Origin of the sequence: Burkholderia sp. Ed8 (genome assembly GCF_040761425.1) — a bacterium.
Taxonomy (GTDB): domain Bacteria; phylum Pseudomonadota; class Gammaproteobacteria; order Burkholderiales; family Burkholderiaceae; genus Burkholderia; species Burkholderia seminalis.
Map to the genome: position 1 here is coordinate 626678 of NZ_CP142889.1, position 15031 is coordinate 641708.

General features: G+C 69.9%; 11 protein-coding genes and 1 pseudogene. 5 read left to right on the plus strand and 7 right to left on the minus strand.

Going from position 1 to position 15031, the window contains the following annotated elements; genetic code table 11:
- Positions 1–41 precede the first annotated feature (41 nt).
- A complete protein-coding gene (locus tag VXM69_RS37050; RefSeq protein ID WP_367190796.1) occupies positions 42–875 on the plus strand; it encodes a response regulator in 834 nt (277 codons plus the stop codon).
- Positions 868–3216, plus strand: a complete 2349-nt coding sequence (locus tag VXM69_RS37055) for an ATP-binding protein (protein ID WP_367190454.1) — start codon at positions 868–870, stop codon at positions 3214–3216. Before VXM69_RS37050 ends, VXM69_RS37055 begins: the two co-directional genes overlap by 8 nt.
- 67 nt (positions 3217–3283) lie before the next feature.
- Here the strand turns inward: VXM69_RS37055 and VXM69_RS37060 are convergent, their stop codons facing one another.
- Positions 3284–4174 (minus strand): LysR family transcriptional regulator, encoded by an 891-nt coding sequence (locus VXM69_RS37060; protein ID WP_034191804.1) that lies wholly within the window; start codon positions 4172–4174, stop codon positions 3284–3286.
- A 119-nt stretch (positions 4175–4293) separates the two neighbouring features.
- Between VXM69_RS37060 and VXM69_RS37065 the strand changes: the two genes are divergently transcribed.
- From VXM69_RS37065 to VXM69_RS37075, 3 genes and pseudogenes are all read left to right on the plus strand, one after another.
- Complete coding sequence (locus VXM69_RS37065; protein ID WP_034191805.1) at positions 4294–5034, plus strand: SDR family oxidoreductase; 741 nt, start codon at positions 4294–4296, stop codon at positions 5032–5034.
- A gap of 281 nt (positions 5035–5315) precedes the next feature.
- Positions 5316–6835, plus strand: a pseudogene (locus VXM69_RS37070) (diguanylate cyclase).
- 167 nt (positions 6836–7002) lie between these two features.
- Positions 7003–8961 carry a phosphatase PAP2 family protein gene (locus VXM69_RS37075; RefSeq protein WP_367190456.1) on the plus strand — a complete coding sequence of 653 codons (1959 nt, stop codon included), beginning with the start codon at positions 7003–7005 and terminating at the stop codon, positions 8959–8961.
- A gap of 46 nt (positions 8962–9007) precedes the next feature.
- Here VXM69_RS37075 and VXM69_RS37080 read toward each other — a convergent pair whose 3' ends face one another.
- The 6 genes from VXM69_RS37080 to VXM69_RS37105 are packed head-to-tail and all read right to left on the minus strand — an operon-like array spanning position 9008 to position 14993.
- A complete protein-coding gene (locus VXM69_RS37080; protein ID WP_051701118.1) occupies positions 9008–9301 on the minus strand; it encodes a hypothetical protein in 294 nt (97 codons plus the stop codon).
- Positions 9302–9356: 55 nt separating this feature from the next.
- The gene (locus VXM69_RS37085; RefSeq protein WP_069704838.1) at positions 9357–10880 is read right to left on the minus strand and encodes a UxaA family hydrolase; all 1524 of its coding nucleotides are present in this window, start codon (positions 10878–10880) and stop codon (positions 9357–9359) included.
- Entirely contained in the window at positions 10877–12040 is a 1164-nt protein-coding gene (locus VXM69_RS37090) for a mannitol dehydrogenase family protein (RefSeq protein WP_367190457.1), read from the minus strand. Before VXM69_RS37090 ends, VXM69_RS37085 begins: the two co-directional genes overlap by 4 nt.
- Positions 12041–12071: 31 nt before the next feature.
- On the minus strand, positions 12072–13082 hold the full coding sequence (locus VXM69_RS37095) for a zinc-binding alcohol dehydrogenase family protein (RefSeq protein ID WP_175027702.1): 1011 nt from the start codon (positions 13080–13082) through the stop codon (positions 12072–12074).
- 22 nt (positions 13083–13104) lie between these two features.
- Positions 13105–13980 (minus strand): amidohydrolase, encoded by an 876-nt coding sequence (locus VXM69_RS37100; RefSeq protein ID WP_367190458.1) that lies wholly within the window; start codon positions 13978–13980, stop codon positions 13105–13107.
- Positions 13977–14993: an aldo/keto reductase gene (locus VXM69_RS37105; protein ID WP_367190459.1), complete on the minus strand. Its 1017-nt coding sequence runs from the start codon at positions 14991–14993 to the stop codon at positions 13977–13979. Before VXM69_RS37105 ends, VXM69_RS37100 begins: the two co-directional genes overlap by 4 nt.
- Positions 14994–15031 lie beyond the last annotated feature (38 nt).

Below are 15031 nucleotides of genomic sequence, written 5' to 3' on the forward strand. Positions count from 1 at the left end.
CTTTCAATCCGACCGACCACCCTTCCCTCGCGTCCGCCACCATGCCATCCCGCTTGCCCAGTTCGGCGCCGCCTCGTACCACGCCGGATCTCGCGGGCGCGCATATTCTTGTCGTCGACGACCGCCCGAACGACCTGCGGCTCCTGACCGAAATCCTGCGCGCGGCGCGGTGCCGGATCAGCGTGGCGTTCGACGGGCTGCAGGCCTATCACCGTGCGCAGGCCATCGCGCCCGACCTGATCCTGATGGACGTCCGCATGCCGCGCATGGACGGCTTCGCCGCGTCGCGGCTGCTGGCATCGACGCCGTCGACGCAAGCGATCCCGGTGATCATCCTGACGGCGGCCGGCGAGCTCGAGGATCGGATCGCCGGGCTCGAAACCGGCGCGATCGACTACATCGTCAAGCCGTTCGAGCCGGCGGAAGTCATCGCGCGGATCCGCAATCACCTGAAACGCGCGCGGCGCGGCCAGCCGTTCGCGCACTTGCCCGAACTGCCCGACCACCCCGACGCCGCGCTCGTACGCGCGGCGACCGACGTGCTGCTGCGCGACCTGCGGCATCCGCCGGCGCTCGACGATCTCGCGAAGCAGGTCGGTACGCACGAAAAGCGCTTGTCCCGCGTGTTCCGCGACCAGCTCGGCCAGACCGTATTCGAGTACTTGCGCGACACGCGCCTGCGTGCCGCGATGCACTTCCTGTCGGATACATCGATGGGCATCGGCGACATCGCCGAGGAAATCGGCTTTTCCACGCCCGGCAATTTCGCGACGGCGTTCCGCGAACGTTTCGGTATCACGCCGTCCGACTGGCGGCGCCAGCGCCACACCGGCGACACGCCGGCCGCACCGGGGGGGCGCCACGGCGATGCGTAGGCGACACGCGGCGTGGGCAGCCGGATGGCGCGCGGTGCTGCTGCTTGTGATCGCCCTGGCCGTCACCTGCGCGACGGCCCGCGCGGCATCGACGCCGAACCCCGCGCAACTGGACGGCGTATCGGTGTTCGAGGACGCGAGCACGACGATGACGGCCGAACAGGTCGCCGCGCGCCTCGCCGGGCCCGCTCGACGCGCGCCTGCGGCAAGCACGTCAACGTTCAACGTCGAGTTCTCGCGGTCGGCATGGTGGGTCCGGGCGACGCTGACCAACCGCGGCAGCGTCGCGCGTCCGCTGGTGCTGGTGATTCGCGACGCGCGCATCGACCACGCCGACTTCCATGTCGGCCAGGACGGCATCTGGACGCTCGTCAGCCGCTTCCCGGCTGCCGACGCCGGCAGCGACGCGGCCCGTCAGCCGTCGCGCTACCCGGTACTCGACGTCACGCTGCCCGCCGGCGCAAGCCTCCCCGTGCTGATCCGCGTCACGTCGCGCAAGGAAATGCGGCTCGCGCCGGCCGCGTTCACTCGCGCGGCATGGGATGCGCAGGAACGGCGCGCGACGATGTGGGACTTCGGCTTCTTCGGCGGCCTGCTCGCGCTCCTGTGGTGCGCGCTGCTGATCGGGTTCTTTTCGCGCAGCGGCGTGTTCCATGTACTGGCCGCGATGGCGCTGGGCACGACGCTGTTCGAGGCCGCTTACCGCGGTTACGTGGCCATGGCGCTACCGCCCGCACTGCGCGAGTGGTCGGCGCGCGGCGAGGTGATCGCCGTGTACGCGGCGATCGCCTGCTTCATCGTCTTCATCCTGACGGTCGCCCGGCGCGAACAGGCCAGGCTGCCCTTGCGTGCCGTCTACATGGCGTTCCTCGCGCTCGAATGCATCGGCATGGCCGGCGCCGCAGGCGGCGACCTGCTGACCTTCACGTGGTTCTGCCTGCGGCTGAACGCGGTGCTCGGGATCGTCAACATCAGCCTCGCGCTGATGCTCGCGATCCGCCGGACGCCGACCGGCCGCGTGATGCTGATCGCCATCGTGTTCGCCACCTTCAACATGCTGATCCGCGTGCTCGACGGCATGGACGCGCTGCCGCCGCTGCTGTCCTGGCTCAAGTCCGATATCTATCCGAACCCCGTCATCGCGATCGTCGGGCTCGCCACGCACCTGCTGGTGCTGGCCGCGTGGATCCACCACGTGGGCCGCCAGCGCACCGAGGCCAGGAAGCGGCTCGAACATTGGCAGCTCACCGAACAGGATCGCCTGCGCGACGAAGTCGCGAGACGCACGGTCGCGCTCAACGACGCGTTGCAGCAGGTGACGACCCACATGCAGCAGAAGATCGAGACGCTCGGTTATGTGAGCCACGACCTGCGCGCGCCGCTGTCGACGATCAACGGTTATGCGAAGCTGCTGCTGCAGAGCGCGACGCGCGGCCAGGCGCGGCTGATCCGGTCGATCGACCGCAGCATCCGCTACCAGCTCACGCTGATCGACGAACTGCTCGCGTTCACGAAGGCCGAACTGCAGCCGCTCGGTGTGGCGCCGGACGCGACCGACCTGCCCGGCCTGCTCGACGACATCGGCCACTATGCGCTCGCGCTGTGCGCGCAGCAGGACAACCGGTTCGTCTACCGGCCGGCCACGCCGCTGCCGCGCATGGTGTCGATCGACGGGATGCGGCTGCAGCAGGTGCTGCTCAACCTGCTGTCGAACGCGTCGAAGTTCACGCGGGACGGGACGGTCACGCTGTCGGTGCACGCGGCGCGCGAAGGTAATGCGTGGCGCCTGCTGTTCGAGGTCGCCGATACGGGCATCGGCATCGACATCAGCGGCACCCGCGACATCTTCCGCGCGTACCAGCAGGTGCAAGCCGTGAACGGCGGAACCGGGCTCGGCCTGTTCATCGCGCAGCGCATCGTCGGCGCGATGGGCGGCGAGCTGGCCGTCGCGAGCCAGCCGGGCGTCGGCACCGCGTTCTCGTTCCCGGTCGTCGCACCGGCGCTCGGGCACGCGCTCGTGCCGGTGTCGGAACTCGTCCGGCGGTTTCATCCGGGTGACGGGGCCGGGCCGGAACGCGTCGCGCCCGCGATGGATGGCCCGCCCGACGATGCACTCGACGCACTGATCCTGCTGGCCCGTGACGGGCGGCTCACCGATATCGAGACATGGCTCGGCCAGGTTGCGGACGAGCACGGTTACGCGGCCTTCGTGCAGCGCGTGCGCGAGCATCTCGATACGCTCGACCTGCACGCGATCGAGAAGCTGGCCGGGGAGCTCAAGCGTGCGCGCGGCGCGGACGCTTCGTTCGACGCCGAAGCGGACGCGGCCGGGCCGGCTTGACCGCGCGTGGCGCGGGCACCGGTCGCGCGGCACCGCACCGTGCACCGTGCCGTTCGAATCCGTTCGCTCAAACGCGCCGCGGCAGCGCCGTCGCGAAGAACTCCGTCGCGCGGCGCACGCGCGCCGGAACGAATCGGCGCTTCGGCCAGACGACGCTGATATCCCTGACTTCGCTGACGTATTCGTCGAGTATCGTCATCACGTCCGGGTGGCGAAGTTCATCGGCGAGCGAGATCCGGGCGAACAACCCGATTCCGACGCCGGCCAGCACGCCAGCCCGGATCGTCTCGACACTGTTGGACGACAGGTTGCCGCGCACGGCGACGCTGAACCTGCCTTGCGGGCCCGTGAACGGCCAGTTGACCGCTTCCGTCAGGCCGCCGTACAGCAGGCAATTGTGATCGACGAGCTCGGCGGGCGTCCTGGGGATGCCGTGTTGCTCGAAATAACGACGGGATCCGACGCACACGAGCGGGGTGCCGGCCACCCGCCTGACCACCGCGTCGGGATCGTGAACCGCGCCGACCCGGATCGCCAGGTCGATCCGATCCTCCACCATGTCCCGCACGAAGTCGGAAAGGACGAGGTCGACCTGCAGGCCGGGGTTCGACGCCAGCAGCTCGGGAATCAGTGGGAGCACATGCAGGCGGCCGAAGGTCGCGGAGACCGCGATCCGGATCAAACCGGATGCGTCGTGCGTGCTGCTCGCCAGTTCGCTGTCGGCGTCATCGAGCTCCTCGATCAGCGGTTTGGTCCGGTCGTAATATCGCTGCCCGTCGTCCGTCAGCGTCACGCTGCGCGTGCTGCGATTGAACAGCCTCACGCCGAGGCGGCTCTCCAGCGTGCCGATGGCCTTGCTGATGCCCGACTGCGAGTCGCCGGTCCGGCGGGCCGCGGCGGAAAAGCCGCCCGCCTCGACGACGGCGATGAAAGCGTTCAATTCGTGAAACCGGTCCATTGCGCTGCTCCGTTCGACCCATTCTCCCGAAGAATAGAGCTTATGCAGGCTCGGCCGATTATCATTTCCGGCAGCGGCAATTACGATGATTCCGTCAAACACATCGACGGAAGGTTCTCATGCCCACGCTTGCAGGCAAATTTGCGGTCGTCAGCGGCGCAACGACCGGTATCGGGTTCGCGATTGCCCAGCGCTTCGTCGCCGAAGGCGCGCATGTCTTCATCTTCGGCCGTCGGCAGGCCCAGCTCGACGCGGCAGCCGAACGGCTCGGACACGACGTCACGGCGCTCCAGGCCGACGCGGCCAGCCTCGCCGACCTCGACCGCGTCGCGGCAGCCGTGCGCGACGAAACCGGACGCGTCGACATCGTCGTCTCGAACGCGGGCTTCACCGAGCAGGCCCCGATCGACACGCTCACCCCCGAGCATTTCGACAAGGCCTTCAATCTCATGGCCCGCGGCCCCGTGTTCCTCGTGCAGAAGCTGCTGCCGCTGATGCAAAACCGCGGCTCGATCGTGCTGGTTTCGTCGGCCATGCACGTGATGGGCATTCCGGGGCACACCGCGTACGCAGCGACCAAGGCGGCGCTGCGCTCCTATGCGCGCACCTGGGCCGCGGAATTCAAGGATCGCGGCATCCGCGTCAACATGTTGAGCCCCGGCGTCACCGACACGCCCATCCTCGACGCGCAGACGGCGACACGCGACGAACTGGTCAGCATGTACCGGAGCATGGTGCCGCTCGGCCGGCTCGCGCGCGCGGACGAGATTGCGAGCGCGGCGCTCTTCCTCGCATCCGACGAAAGTTCGTACGTAACGGGTGCGGACCTGATGGCCGACGGCGGCATCGGTCAGGTCTGAAACGTGTGGGCCCCGGATCCGCCCGTTCGGCGCCCGGCGGCGCGTTCAATGAACGAAGCCCCCGCCGGGCCGGGCAAGACCGGCACGGCCATTGCCCGCGCGTTCGCCGCGCCCGCCGCCGGGTCGCGCGTTCCGATATGAGCCCGGGGCCGCACACGTTTGCGGCCGCGCCCCGCCCATTTGCGTTGCACACGACCCTCGATTTCCCCGCGGACCTGCCGTTAACCCGGATTTAAGCGCAGCCCGGTTCATCGCGCCGGGCCTTCCCCGCGAGCGCCAGCATGTCCGCATCCACCTCCATCGAGAAAATCGCCGACTGGGCGGGACGACACTACCTCGTCGTCGGCGCGCTGGGCACGCTGATGTCGCTCGCGGCGCTGAGCATCAGCGCGATCACGCTCTGGGCCACGAGAAGCGAAGTGGTCGAACATGCGCACGAAACCTCGCGCAACGTCGCCGCCGTGTTGGTGAGCGAGATCGCGCGGACCGTCGAAACGTCCAACAACGCACTGGTCGCGCTCGCCGCCGACCTCGGCAGCCGGCGGTCCGGCACATGGACGCCGGGCTGCGGCACGATCTGCTGTTCCAGCGCTCGGCCGCGCAATACGTGACGGGGATGGGCGTGACGGACCGGGACGGCCAGTTGATCGACGCGTGCTGCGGGCCGTCCCACCACTGGAACTTCAGCGATCGCGATTATTTCAAGGTCCATCGCGACGCGCCGAATGTCGGCCTTTACGTGTCGGAGGCCTATCGCGCGCGCTCGCGCGGCGGCAAGGAATCGATCGCGCTCTCGCGGCGCATCGAACAGCCGGACCATACGTTCAACGGGATCGCGGTGGTCGCGATCGACCTCGCCTATTTCGATCAGTTGCTGTCCCGGCTGGACGTCGGGCCGCACGGCATCAGCGCGGTCCTGCGCGCGGACGGCACCATCCTGGCCCGCAACCCGTCGCTGAACGACCACCAGATGGTCCGCCTGCGCCGTTCGAACACCTTCGATCGCATGCTGAACCAGGACTCGGGCTTCTATGCGGCGCATTCGCGCATCGACGGAACGTTGCGCCTGTATACGTTCCAGCGGGTGCCCGGCACACCGCTAATCGCCGTCGTCGCGCCGGCCGAAGGCGACGTGCTGGACGGCTTCATCCGCATGTCATGGTCGGTCGGCATATCGGCGTCGCTCCTGTGCGCACTTTTCTGCGCGGTCGTCTGGCTGCTCGCCTTCGCGTTGCGGGACAACCTGCGCAAGCAGACGCTGCTGACCGGCCTCAGCCGCACCGATCCGCTGACCGGCCTGCACAACCGGCGTGCGCTCGACTTCGCGCTGGCCGACCAGTGGGAGCGGCTGCATCGAAACGGCCACGGCAGCCTGTCGCTGCTGTTCATCGATGCCGACCACTTCAAGCAGTACAACGACCGGCACGGGCACGCGCGAGGCGACACGGGGCTCCGGTTCCTCGCCGCCTGCATCCGCGCGCACACGCAGCGGCGCGGCGACTTCGCCGCGCGCTACGGCGGCGAGGAATTCGTCGCGGTGCTGCCCGATACCGATGAACGCGGCGCCGCGAAGGTGGCGGAGGCGATCCGCCGGGAAGTGGAACACAACCGCCTCGACGGGTTCGACGACCCGGTGCCGGCCTTCACGGTGAGCATCGGCTGCGCGACCGCCCGCGCCGGATGGCCGGCGTCCGTCGACGCGTGGTCGCGCGAGGCGGATCTCGCGCTGTACGCCGCCAAGCGTGACGGACGCAACCGCGTCCGTCACGCGCCGTCGCCGCGGAACGAACAAGCGGCGTGACGGCCGGATCGATCCGCCATCCGTACCGCGTTTAGGATATCGGAGTAAACAAACCCGTCGGCGGGTTCGATCCATGCATCGCTCGTGACGCACAGCCGATTCGTAACCATCGCGTCACGATCGGCCACGACAATGCGCCATCTTTCAAACCCAGGATGGAGTCTTGCATGTTTGTGTCATCGAGCCGTCTCCCGCTGCACGTCGCAGCCCTGTCGACCGCGGTCGTGCTGGCCGCGTGCGGCGGCGGCGACGACGTGGTCGCCACACCCTCGACGAACGCCGCGATCCCGGCGCCGCCGGCCGATCCCGGTTTCGTCGACAGCGCGCCGGTTCCGAGCGTGCCCGCATTCGTCGACAATATCGCGACCAACCAGCGCGGCGACGCGCGTTACGCGACGCTGTCGACGAACGCCGCGGTGCGCGTGGTCAGCCGCTTCCTGGACCTCTGGCAGCCGTCGACGATGCTCGTCGATGCGGGCGTGACCGCGCCGGCCAACGGCGCGTTTCCGGCCATCTCGCCGTCGACCTGCACGGGGCTGCCCGGCAACGGCACACCGTGCGGCACGATCCTGAACGACGCGGTACTGCAGGCGAACGTGCAATACGTGGTCAACGCGACGACCGCACGCACGCAGCAGCAGGCCGACGCCGCGTACTACGACGACCGGCGCGGCAAGGGCTACAGCGTGACCGACGGCATGGGGCCGCTCACGTCGGCCTGGCGCACCGCCGCCCAGCAGACGACCAGCATCACCAGCGTGCCGGCCGACGCGACGAGCGTGCTGTACAACGACACGGGCAACAACGTGGGCGTGGGCGGCAGCGCGAACGCGAGCTTCGGGAAAGTCGTCGATCTGCTCAATGAGATGGGCAACAACGCGTCGACCGAACCCTCGAAACGTTTCTACAAATATGCGCGGCCGTACCGCTGGAGCACGAGCGTCGTCGTCGACCCCACGCTGGTGCCCGCGGAAAGCACGACGCCCGCGACCGACGGCGGTTTCATCAGCGGCCATCAGGCGGAAGCGATGCGCGACGCCGTGACGATGGCGTGGCTCGTGCCGGAGCGCTTCCAGGAAATGGTCGGCCGCGGCCTCGAACTCGGCGAGAACCGCATCCTCGCCGGCATGCACTCGCCGCTCGACGTGATCGGCGGGCGCATGCTCGCGCTGGCGATCAGCGCGGCCAATCTCGCGGTGTACGCGAACGATGCGCAGGCCGCCTACGGCCAGGCGCACCAGACGCTGCAGCAGCTCACCGGCACGACCGACGCGACGTTCCAGGCATTCGCGCGCTCGGGCACGACGGCGACCGACCGGTTCGCCGATTACACGACGAACAAGACGGCCTTCGCGCGCCGCATGACCTACGGCTTCGGCGCGCTCGACGCGACCGGCGCGCCGCCGGTCGTGCCGAAGGGAGCGGAGATCCTGCTGCAGACGCGTTTCCCGTACCTGGGCGCGGATCAGCGGCGCGTCGTGCTGAAAACCACCGAACTGCCGTCCGGCTACCCGGTGATGGACGATGCGGAAGGCTGGGGCCGGCTGAACCTGTTCGCGGCCGCCGACGGCTACGGCGCATTCAACGGCAACGTGACCGTCGCGATGGATGCGTCGAAGGGCGGCCTCAACGCCGCCGACCTGTGGCGCAATGACATCGCCGGCTCGGGCAAGCTGACGCTGCAAGGCAGCGGCGTGCTGACGCTGGCGGGCAACAACAGCTACACGGGCGGCACGCAGGTCGGCGGCGGCACGCTCGCCGCCGCCTCCGCGACGGCGTTCGGCAACGGCGACGTCTACGTCGGCGCGGGCGGCGGCGTCAGGATCGCGGCCGGCGCGCCCGTCACGATCGCCACGCGCTACACGCAGCTCGACGGCGCCACGCTCGAACTCGACATCGACGGCAACGGCGGCGGACGCCTGCGCGTGGGCGGCGCGTTCACCGTCGCGGGCGGCACGCTGCACGTGAAGTTCGTGAACGGCTATCAGCCGAAGGCCGGCGACACCATCGCGCTGATCGACGCGGCAGCGGGCGCGGCGAAATTCGCGACGGTGACCGTCGACGGCTTCAAGGCGACGCCGGTCTACACGGCGACGGGCGTGTCGATCACGCTGTCGGCGGCGTAAGCGGCGCCGCAGCGACCCGGGCGACGTCGCCGCCGAGCGGCGGCGGCTACGCGAAGCGACCGGGCACCGGCCCGTCGCCCGGGGTGCCAGCCTCGCCCGACGGACGAGGCCGCGTCCCGAAGCGCCGTTGCAGATCGATGATCGCGGGCAGGTTGAAGTCGTGGACGTCGGGCACGGCGCCGCCTTGCCGCCGGTTCACCTCGGCACAGAGTTCCAGCGCCCGGGCGCGTGTCTCGGCGAGCATCCGCAGCGCCTCGCCCAGCAGTCGCTGCTCCAGGTCCGACAGCGGAAAATCGCGGCCGGTGTCGCCGGCCGCCGGCTTGCGCATCAGGGTCGTCATCGCGGGGTCTCCTTCGAAGCCGGATCGCGCGGGCGGCCACATGCCGCCCCGCGCGTCACATGATCGCGCCGCGCAGCCACGGCACGAACTCGCGTTCGCCGATACCGTTCTCCTCGCTGCAGGTCCTGCGCCCGGACGCGACGTCGAGCATCAGCCGGAACAGCCGCGCGCCCGCGTCGTCGACGCTCGACGAACCAGTGACGATCCCGCCGCTATCGAAGTCCATGTCGGCGCGCATCCGCTCGTACAGGCCGGTCGTCGTCGCGATCTTGACCGTCGGCACCGGTTTCGACCCGAACACCGAACCGCGGCCCGTGGTGAAACAGACGAGATTCGCGCCGCCGGCGATCTGCCCGGTCGCCGACACCGGGTCGTAGCCGGGCGTATCCATGAAGACGAGGCCGCGCTGCCGCACCGGCTCCGCGTAGTCGTAGACGGCGCGAAGCGTCGAGCGCCCGCCCTTCGACACCGCGCCGAGCGATTTCTCGAGAATGGTCGTGATGCCGCCGGCGATATTGCCGGGCGACGGGTTGTTGTTCATTTCGCCGCCGCCGTCGGCCACGTAGCGCTCCCACCACCGCAACCGGCCGAGCAGGCGTTCGCCGATGTCGCGCGATGCCGCGCGGGCGATCAGCAGGTGCTCCGCGCCGTAGATCTCGGGCGTCTCGGACAGGATCGCGGTGCCGCCGTTGCGCACCAGCAGGTCGACGGCCGCGCCGAGCGCCGGGTTCGCCGTGATCCCCGAGTAGCCGTCGGATCCGCCGCATTGCAGGCCGACCGTCAGCCGCGCCGCCGGCACCGCACGGCGGCGCGCGCCGTCGGCCGCCTCCAGCAGCTCGCGCACGATCGACACGCCGCGCGCGACCGTTTCGCGCACGCCGCCCTCGTCCTGGATCACCAGCGTGCGGACCGTGCCCGGCGCGGCCGCGTCGAGCCGCTCGGCCAGCACGCGCACCTGGTTGACCTCGCAACCGAGGCCGACCAACAGCACGCCGGCGAAATTCGGGTTGCGCGCGTAGCCCACGAGCGTACGGCGCAGCAGCTCGACCCCGTCCCCGTTCGCCGCCATCCCGCATCCGCTCTGATGGGTGATCGCGACGACGCCGTCGACATGACCGAACGGCGCGAGCGCCTCGTGCCGGTACGCATCGGCAATCGCGTGGCACACGCTCGCCGAACAGTTGACGCTCGCGATCACGCCGATGTAGTTGCGGGTACCCACGCGGCCGTCGGGCCGCACGAACCCGTCGAAGGTATCGCCGAGGTCGGTCGGCGCGTCGGGCGCCGCACCGGCGGCGCCGTGATCGAGCACGTGCCGCTCGGGCATCCCGACGTTGTGCACGTGCACGTGCTCGCCCGCGGCGATGTCGCGCAGCGCGACGCCGATCGGCTGGCCGCACTTGACGATCCGCGCGCCGCGCGCGATCGGCGCCGTGGCGAGCTTGTGGCCGGCCGGCACCGCGGCCGCGACGCGCAGCGTCGTGCCGTTCGCGTCGACCGGCACGTCCGGCGCCAGCGCGTCGAGCGCGACGGCGACATTGTCGTCATGATGCAGGATCACTACTGCCGGCTGGTTCACGATGCGATGCTCCCTGTGGTGGCGCGGCGCGCCGGATCGCAGCGGGCCGCGATGCGTCGCAGGCGCGGCTGCCCGTCCGGCAGCGCCAGCGAATCCGCGAGCGCGAGCAGCGGCGCGATCCGCCGCGCCACCTTCTCGCGATGATTGCCGGCGATATCGGCGAGGCGATGCGCGAGATACGGATTGAGAAAACGTTCGCGCACGCTGTCGAGGTAGCGTTCGGCCGTTTCTTGCTGGCCCAGCGCGGCGAATACCGGCGCGACCTCATCGCGCCATACGGCCTCGAGGCCGTCGCGCAGCCGCACGTCGTTCATCGCGTCGAGCACCGTTTCCGATTCGGGCCGCCCCGTGACGAGCCATTGCTCCGCCAGCCAGCTGTGCCCGAGGTTGAGGAAAAACAGCTTCAGGCGCTCGTGGCTGCGCAGGTCGTCGGTGACGACGATCCGCGCGTGCCGGCACGGCAACGCCATGCCGGCACGCCGCTCGATCGCCCACAGCGCGTAAGGCTCCGCGACCGCGCCGACCGGGTGAATCGGCTCGGACACGATGCGGTCGACGAGCGAGTTGACCCAGACGCAGCGGTGCTGCAGGTAGTCGACGAACGCGTCGGGCAACCGCCATTCACGCGCGAGCGCGAGCACGCCGCCGCGCAGCGTGTCGCCGTTGTCCGCGACCAGTTCGCAGGGCAGCACGGTGACGCCGTCGGCGGGCCGCACCTGCCAGCGCGCCTGCAGCAGCACGAGCAGCTTCGCGGGAAAACCGCGCGGCACGCGGTCGGGATGAGCCAGCACCTCCGCCGAATCGTGCGGGTCGGCGCGATAACCCGCGTCGCCGGTGTTCGACACGATCGCCCGCACGGACTCGATCGCCGCGCGGCGGATTTCGGCCCAGTCCGACTCCGCATCCCACGCGCGGTGCACGGCGCGGCACTCGACCACCTCGTCGACGATCCGGCCGCCGTCGCGTCCGCGTATGCGCACCGGATAGTGCGCGGCCGAGCGCAGCGCGTCGATGCGCGCGCGGCTGGCCGGGTTCCCGGTCGACTGCACGATGCCGATGCCGCCCATCGCGCCGCCTTCGTCGAGTGCCTGCGACACGAACAGGTCGACGTGCGCGAGCAGGAAGCGGCTTGTGCCGAACTGCAGGATCGGCGGCGTCATGACGTGCGCCCCGCGGCTTGCATGGCGCGGCTCAGCATTCGACGAGCGCCTTCACGACGGTCTGCCCCGCGTCGAGCAGGCGCGGCAGCGCGTCGGGCACGTCCTCGAGCCGCATCCGGTGCGTATTCAGCGCGCGGTCCGGAATCCGCCCCGCACGCATCGCATCGAGCACCGTCGCGAAATCCTCGGCCGTGGCGTTGCGGCTCGCGAGCAGCGTGGTTTCGCGCTTGTGGAATTCCGGATCCGAGAACGCGACGTGCCCGCGCACGATCGAGATCAGCGTGTATTTGCCGCCGTGCGCGACGAATTCGAAACCGCGGTTCATCGCATCGAGGTTGCCGGTCGCATCGAACACCGCATCGAAATACTCGCCGTCGGTCAGCGCCGCGAGGCGTGCGGCATCGTCGGGCCCGACCTCCACCGCCGCGTCGACCCCCAGATGCTGCCGGCAAAACGCCAGGCGGTCGGCCCGCGTATCGAGGCAGGTCACGTCGGCGCCGCGCAGCTTCGCGAAAGTCATCGCCGCCATGCCGATCGGCCCGGCGCCGACCACCAGCGCTCGCTGGCCGGCCCGGATGTCCGCGCGCCGCACCGCATGCGCGCCGATCGCGAGAAATTCCAGCATCGCCGCCTGGTCGAGCGAAATGCCGTCGGCCTTGTGAACGAACTGCGCGGGCACGCTGAGGTATTCGGCCAGCGCGCCGTCGCGATGCACGCCGAGCACCTTGATGTTCACGCAGCAGTTCGTGTTGCCGTGACGGCATGCGACGCAGTGCCCGCACGACAGGTACGGCATCACGTACACCGCGTCGCCAACGCCGAGCCCCGACTCGGGTTCCGCCTCGACGACGACCGCGGAAAGCTCGTGGCCCATCACACGCGGATATTCGAGGTACGGCTGGTTGCCGGTGAAGATGTGCAGGTCGGTGCCGCAGATGCCGACACGTTGCACGCGCAACAGCACTTCGCCGCCGCCGCGCACGGGCAGTTCGCGATGCTGCACGCGCAGCACGCCGGGGGATTCGCAAATCACGCTGAGCATGTCGGTTCCTTTCGTTCGGGGTTCATTCGTCGTGGCGTGCGGTGTCGATCCGGTAGAAGCGGCGCGCGTTGCCGCCGAAGAGGCCGGCCAGCGCCGCGGAGCCGAGCCACCGCGCGCAATCGTCCTCGCACGCGGCCAGCCATTCGCCGTAGCCGCCGCACGCCGACGCGAGCCGCAGCACCGGCCAGTCGCTGCCCCACATCAATCGCGTCGGCCCGAACAGCTCGGCCAGCGCGCGAACATACGGCCGCGTGCGCGCCCGCACGGCGTCCGGCCCGGCCGACGGCCCGGCCTCCGTCCACAGGCCGGACAGCTTGCAATGCAGGTTCGGCAGGCTCGCCAGCCGGCGCATCGACGACAGCCACGGCTGCAGTTCGCCGCGCTCGACGAACGGCTTCGCGCCGTGGTCGATCACGATCGGCAGATCCGGATGGCGTCGCGCGAACGCATGCAGCGCATCGAGGTGGCGCGGCATCACCAGCGCGTCGAAACTCAGCACATGCTCAAGCATCGCGGCCACCGCGCGATCCAGCCGCGGATCGGCGATCCACGCGTCGTCGGGCAGATCCTGAAGCATCGGCCGCAGGCCGCGCGCCTTCGGCGCGCACGCAAATGCCGCGATCCGCGCCGGCGCGTCGTCGGCCTTCATGTCGACCCAGCCGACCACGGCGCCGACCGTCGGGGTGTCGGCCGCGAGATCGAGCAGATAGCGCGTGTCGGCTTCGCTCGGCAACGATTGCACGAGCACGGTGCGCTCGATGCGCGCGGCGTCGAGCAGCGGCGCCAGATCGGCGGGGCCGAAATCCCGATGGATCGCATCGAGCTCGGCCGGCGGCCAGTTGCCGGCTCGCGCGCCGATGCGCCAGTAGTGCTGATGGGCGTCGATGCGCACGGTCATGCGTGCGCTCCCGGAACCGGCGCGTGCGCGTCGATCAGACCTTCATCGCGCAGCGCGTCCCACAGTTCGGCCGGCGCGGCGCGCTCGAACCATTCGATGTTCTGCGTCAGCTGGGCCACGCTGCGCGCGCCGATCACGCACGACACGACCGCCGGATGGCCGAACGGAAACTGCAACGCGGCGGCGGGAAGCGGCACGTCGAAGCGCCGGCACAGCGCGCCGAGGCGCGTCGCCCTGTCGATCACGTCGGCACGCGCATCCGAATAGTTGAACTTGCCGTTGCCGGCGAGCACGCCGGAATTGAACACGCCGCCGATCACGATCCCCGTCCCTTCGCGGGCGCACGTGTCGAGCAGCGGTTCGAGCGCCGTCTGTTCGAGCAGCGTGTAGCGGCCGGCCAGCAGCACCGCGTCGAGCGCCGCCTCGTTCAGCGCATCGGCCGCGACTTCCCATTCGTTCACGCCGAGACCGAACCCGCCGATCTCGCCGCCCGCCCGCAGCGCCTCAAGCGCGCGGAACCCGCCGCCGCGGGTCAACTGATCCCAGTAGTGCGCATGGCGCTCGCCGTGCGTCATCGCGCCGATGTCGTGCACGTACAGCATGTCGATCCGCGCGAGCCCGAGCCGTTGCCGGCTGTCGTCGTGCGAACGCATGATGCCGTCGTAGCTGTAGTCGTAGACGGGCCGGAACGGCAGCGGCTCGGCCCAGCCGTCGTCGCCCGGCCGCACGCTCGCGTCGGCGCGCATCAGCCGTCCGACCTTCGTGCTGAGCGTGAAGGCGCCGCGCTCGCGCGGGGCAAGCCCCGCGCCCACGCGCCGCTCGGACAGCGTGTAACCGTAATACGGCGCGGTGTCGAAATAGCGCAGGCCCGCCGCCCACGCGGCGTCGACGAGCGACGCGGCATCGGCCGCCGACATCGGACGATAAAGGCCGCCGAGCTGCGAGCAGCCGAGACCGAGCGCGGATACCGTCAACCCGCTGCGCGGCAAGGTGCACGTATCGTTTGCGTTCATGAGGCGTGACAGGTAGTACGGAAAGGACGCATGGGCGG

Coding starts and splice junctions, on each gene's coding strand:
- VXM69_RS37050 (WP_367190796.1), top strand. CDS start 42: ATGCCATCCCGCTTGCCCAGTTCGGCGCCGCCTCGTACCACGCCGGAT.
- VXM69_RS37055 (WP_367190454.1), top strand. CDS start 868: ATGCGTAGGCGACACGCGGCGTGGGCAGCCGGATGGCGCGCGGTGCTG.
- VXM69_RS37060 (WP_034191804.1), bottom strand. CDS start 4,174: ATGGACCGGTTTCACGAATTGAACGCTTTCATCGCCGTCGTCGAGGCG.
- VXM69_RS37065 (WP_034191805.1), top strand. CDS start 4,294: ATGCCCACGCTTGCAGGCAAATTTGCGGTCGTCAGCGGCGCAACGACC.
- VXM69_RS37075 (WP_367190456.1), top strand. CDS start 7,003: ATGTTTGTGTCATCGAGCCGTCTCCCGCTGCACGTCGCAGCCCTGTCG.
- VXM69_RS37080 (WP_051701118.1), bottom strand. CDS start 9,301: ATGACGACCCTGATGCGCAAGCCGGCGGCCGGCGACACCGGCCGCGAT.
- VXM69_RS37090 (WP_367190457.1), bottom strand. CDS start 12,040: ATGACGCCGCCGATCCTGCAGTTCGGCACAAGCCGCTTCCTGCTCGCG.
- VXM69_RS37095 (WP_175027702.1), bottom strand. CDS start 13,082: ATGCTCAGCGTGATTTGCGAATCCCCCGGCGTGCTGCGCGTGCAGCAT.
- VXM69_RS37100 (WP_367190458.1), bottom strand. CDS start 13,980: ATGACCGTGCGCATCGACGCCCATCAGCACTACTGGCGCATCGGCGCG.
- VXM69_RS37105 (WP_367190459.1), bottom strand. CDS start 14,993: ATGAACGCAAACGATACGTGCACCTTGCCGCGCAGCGGGTTGACGGTA.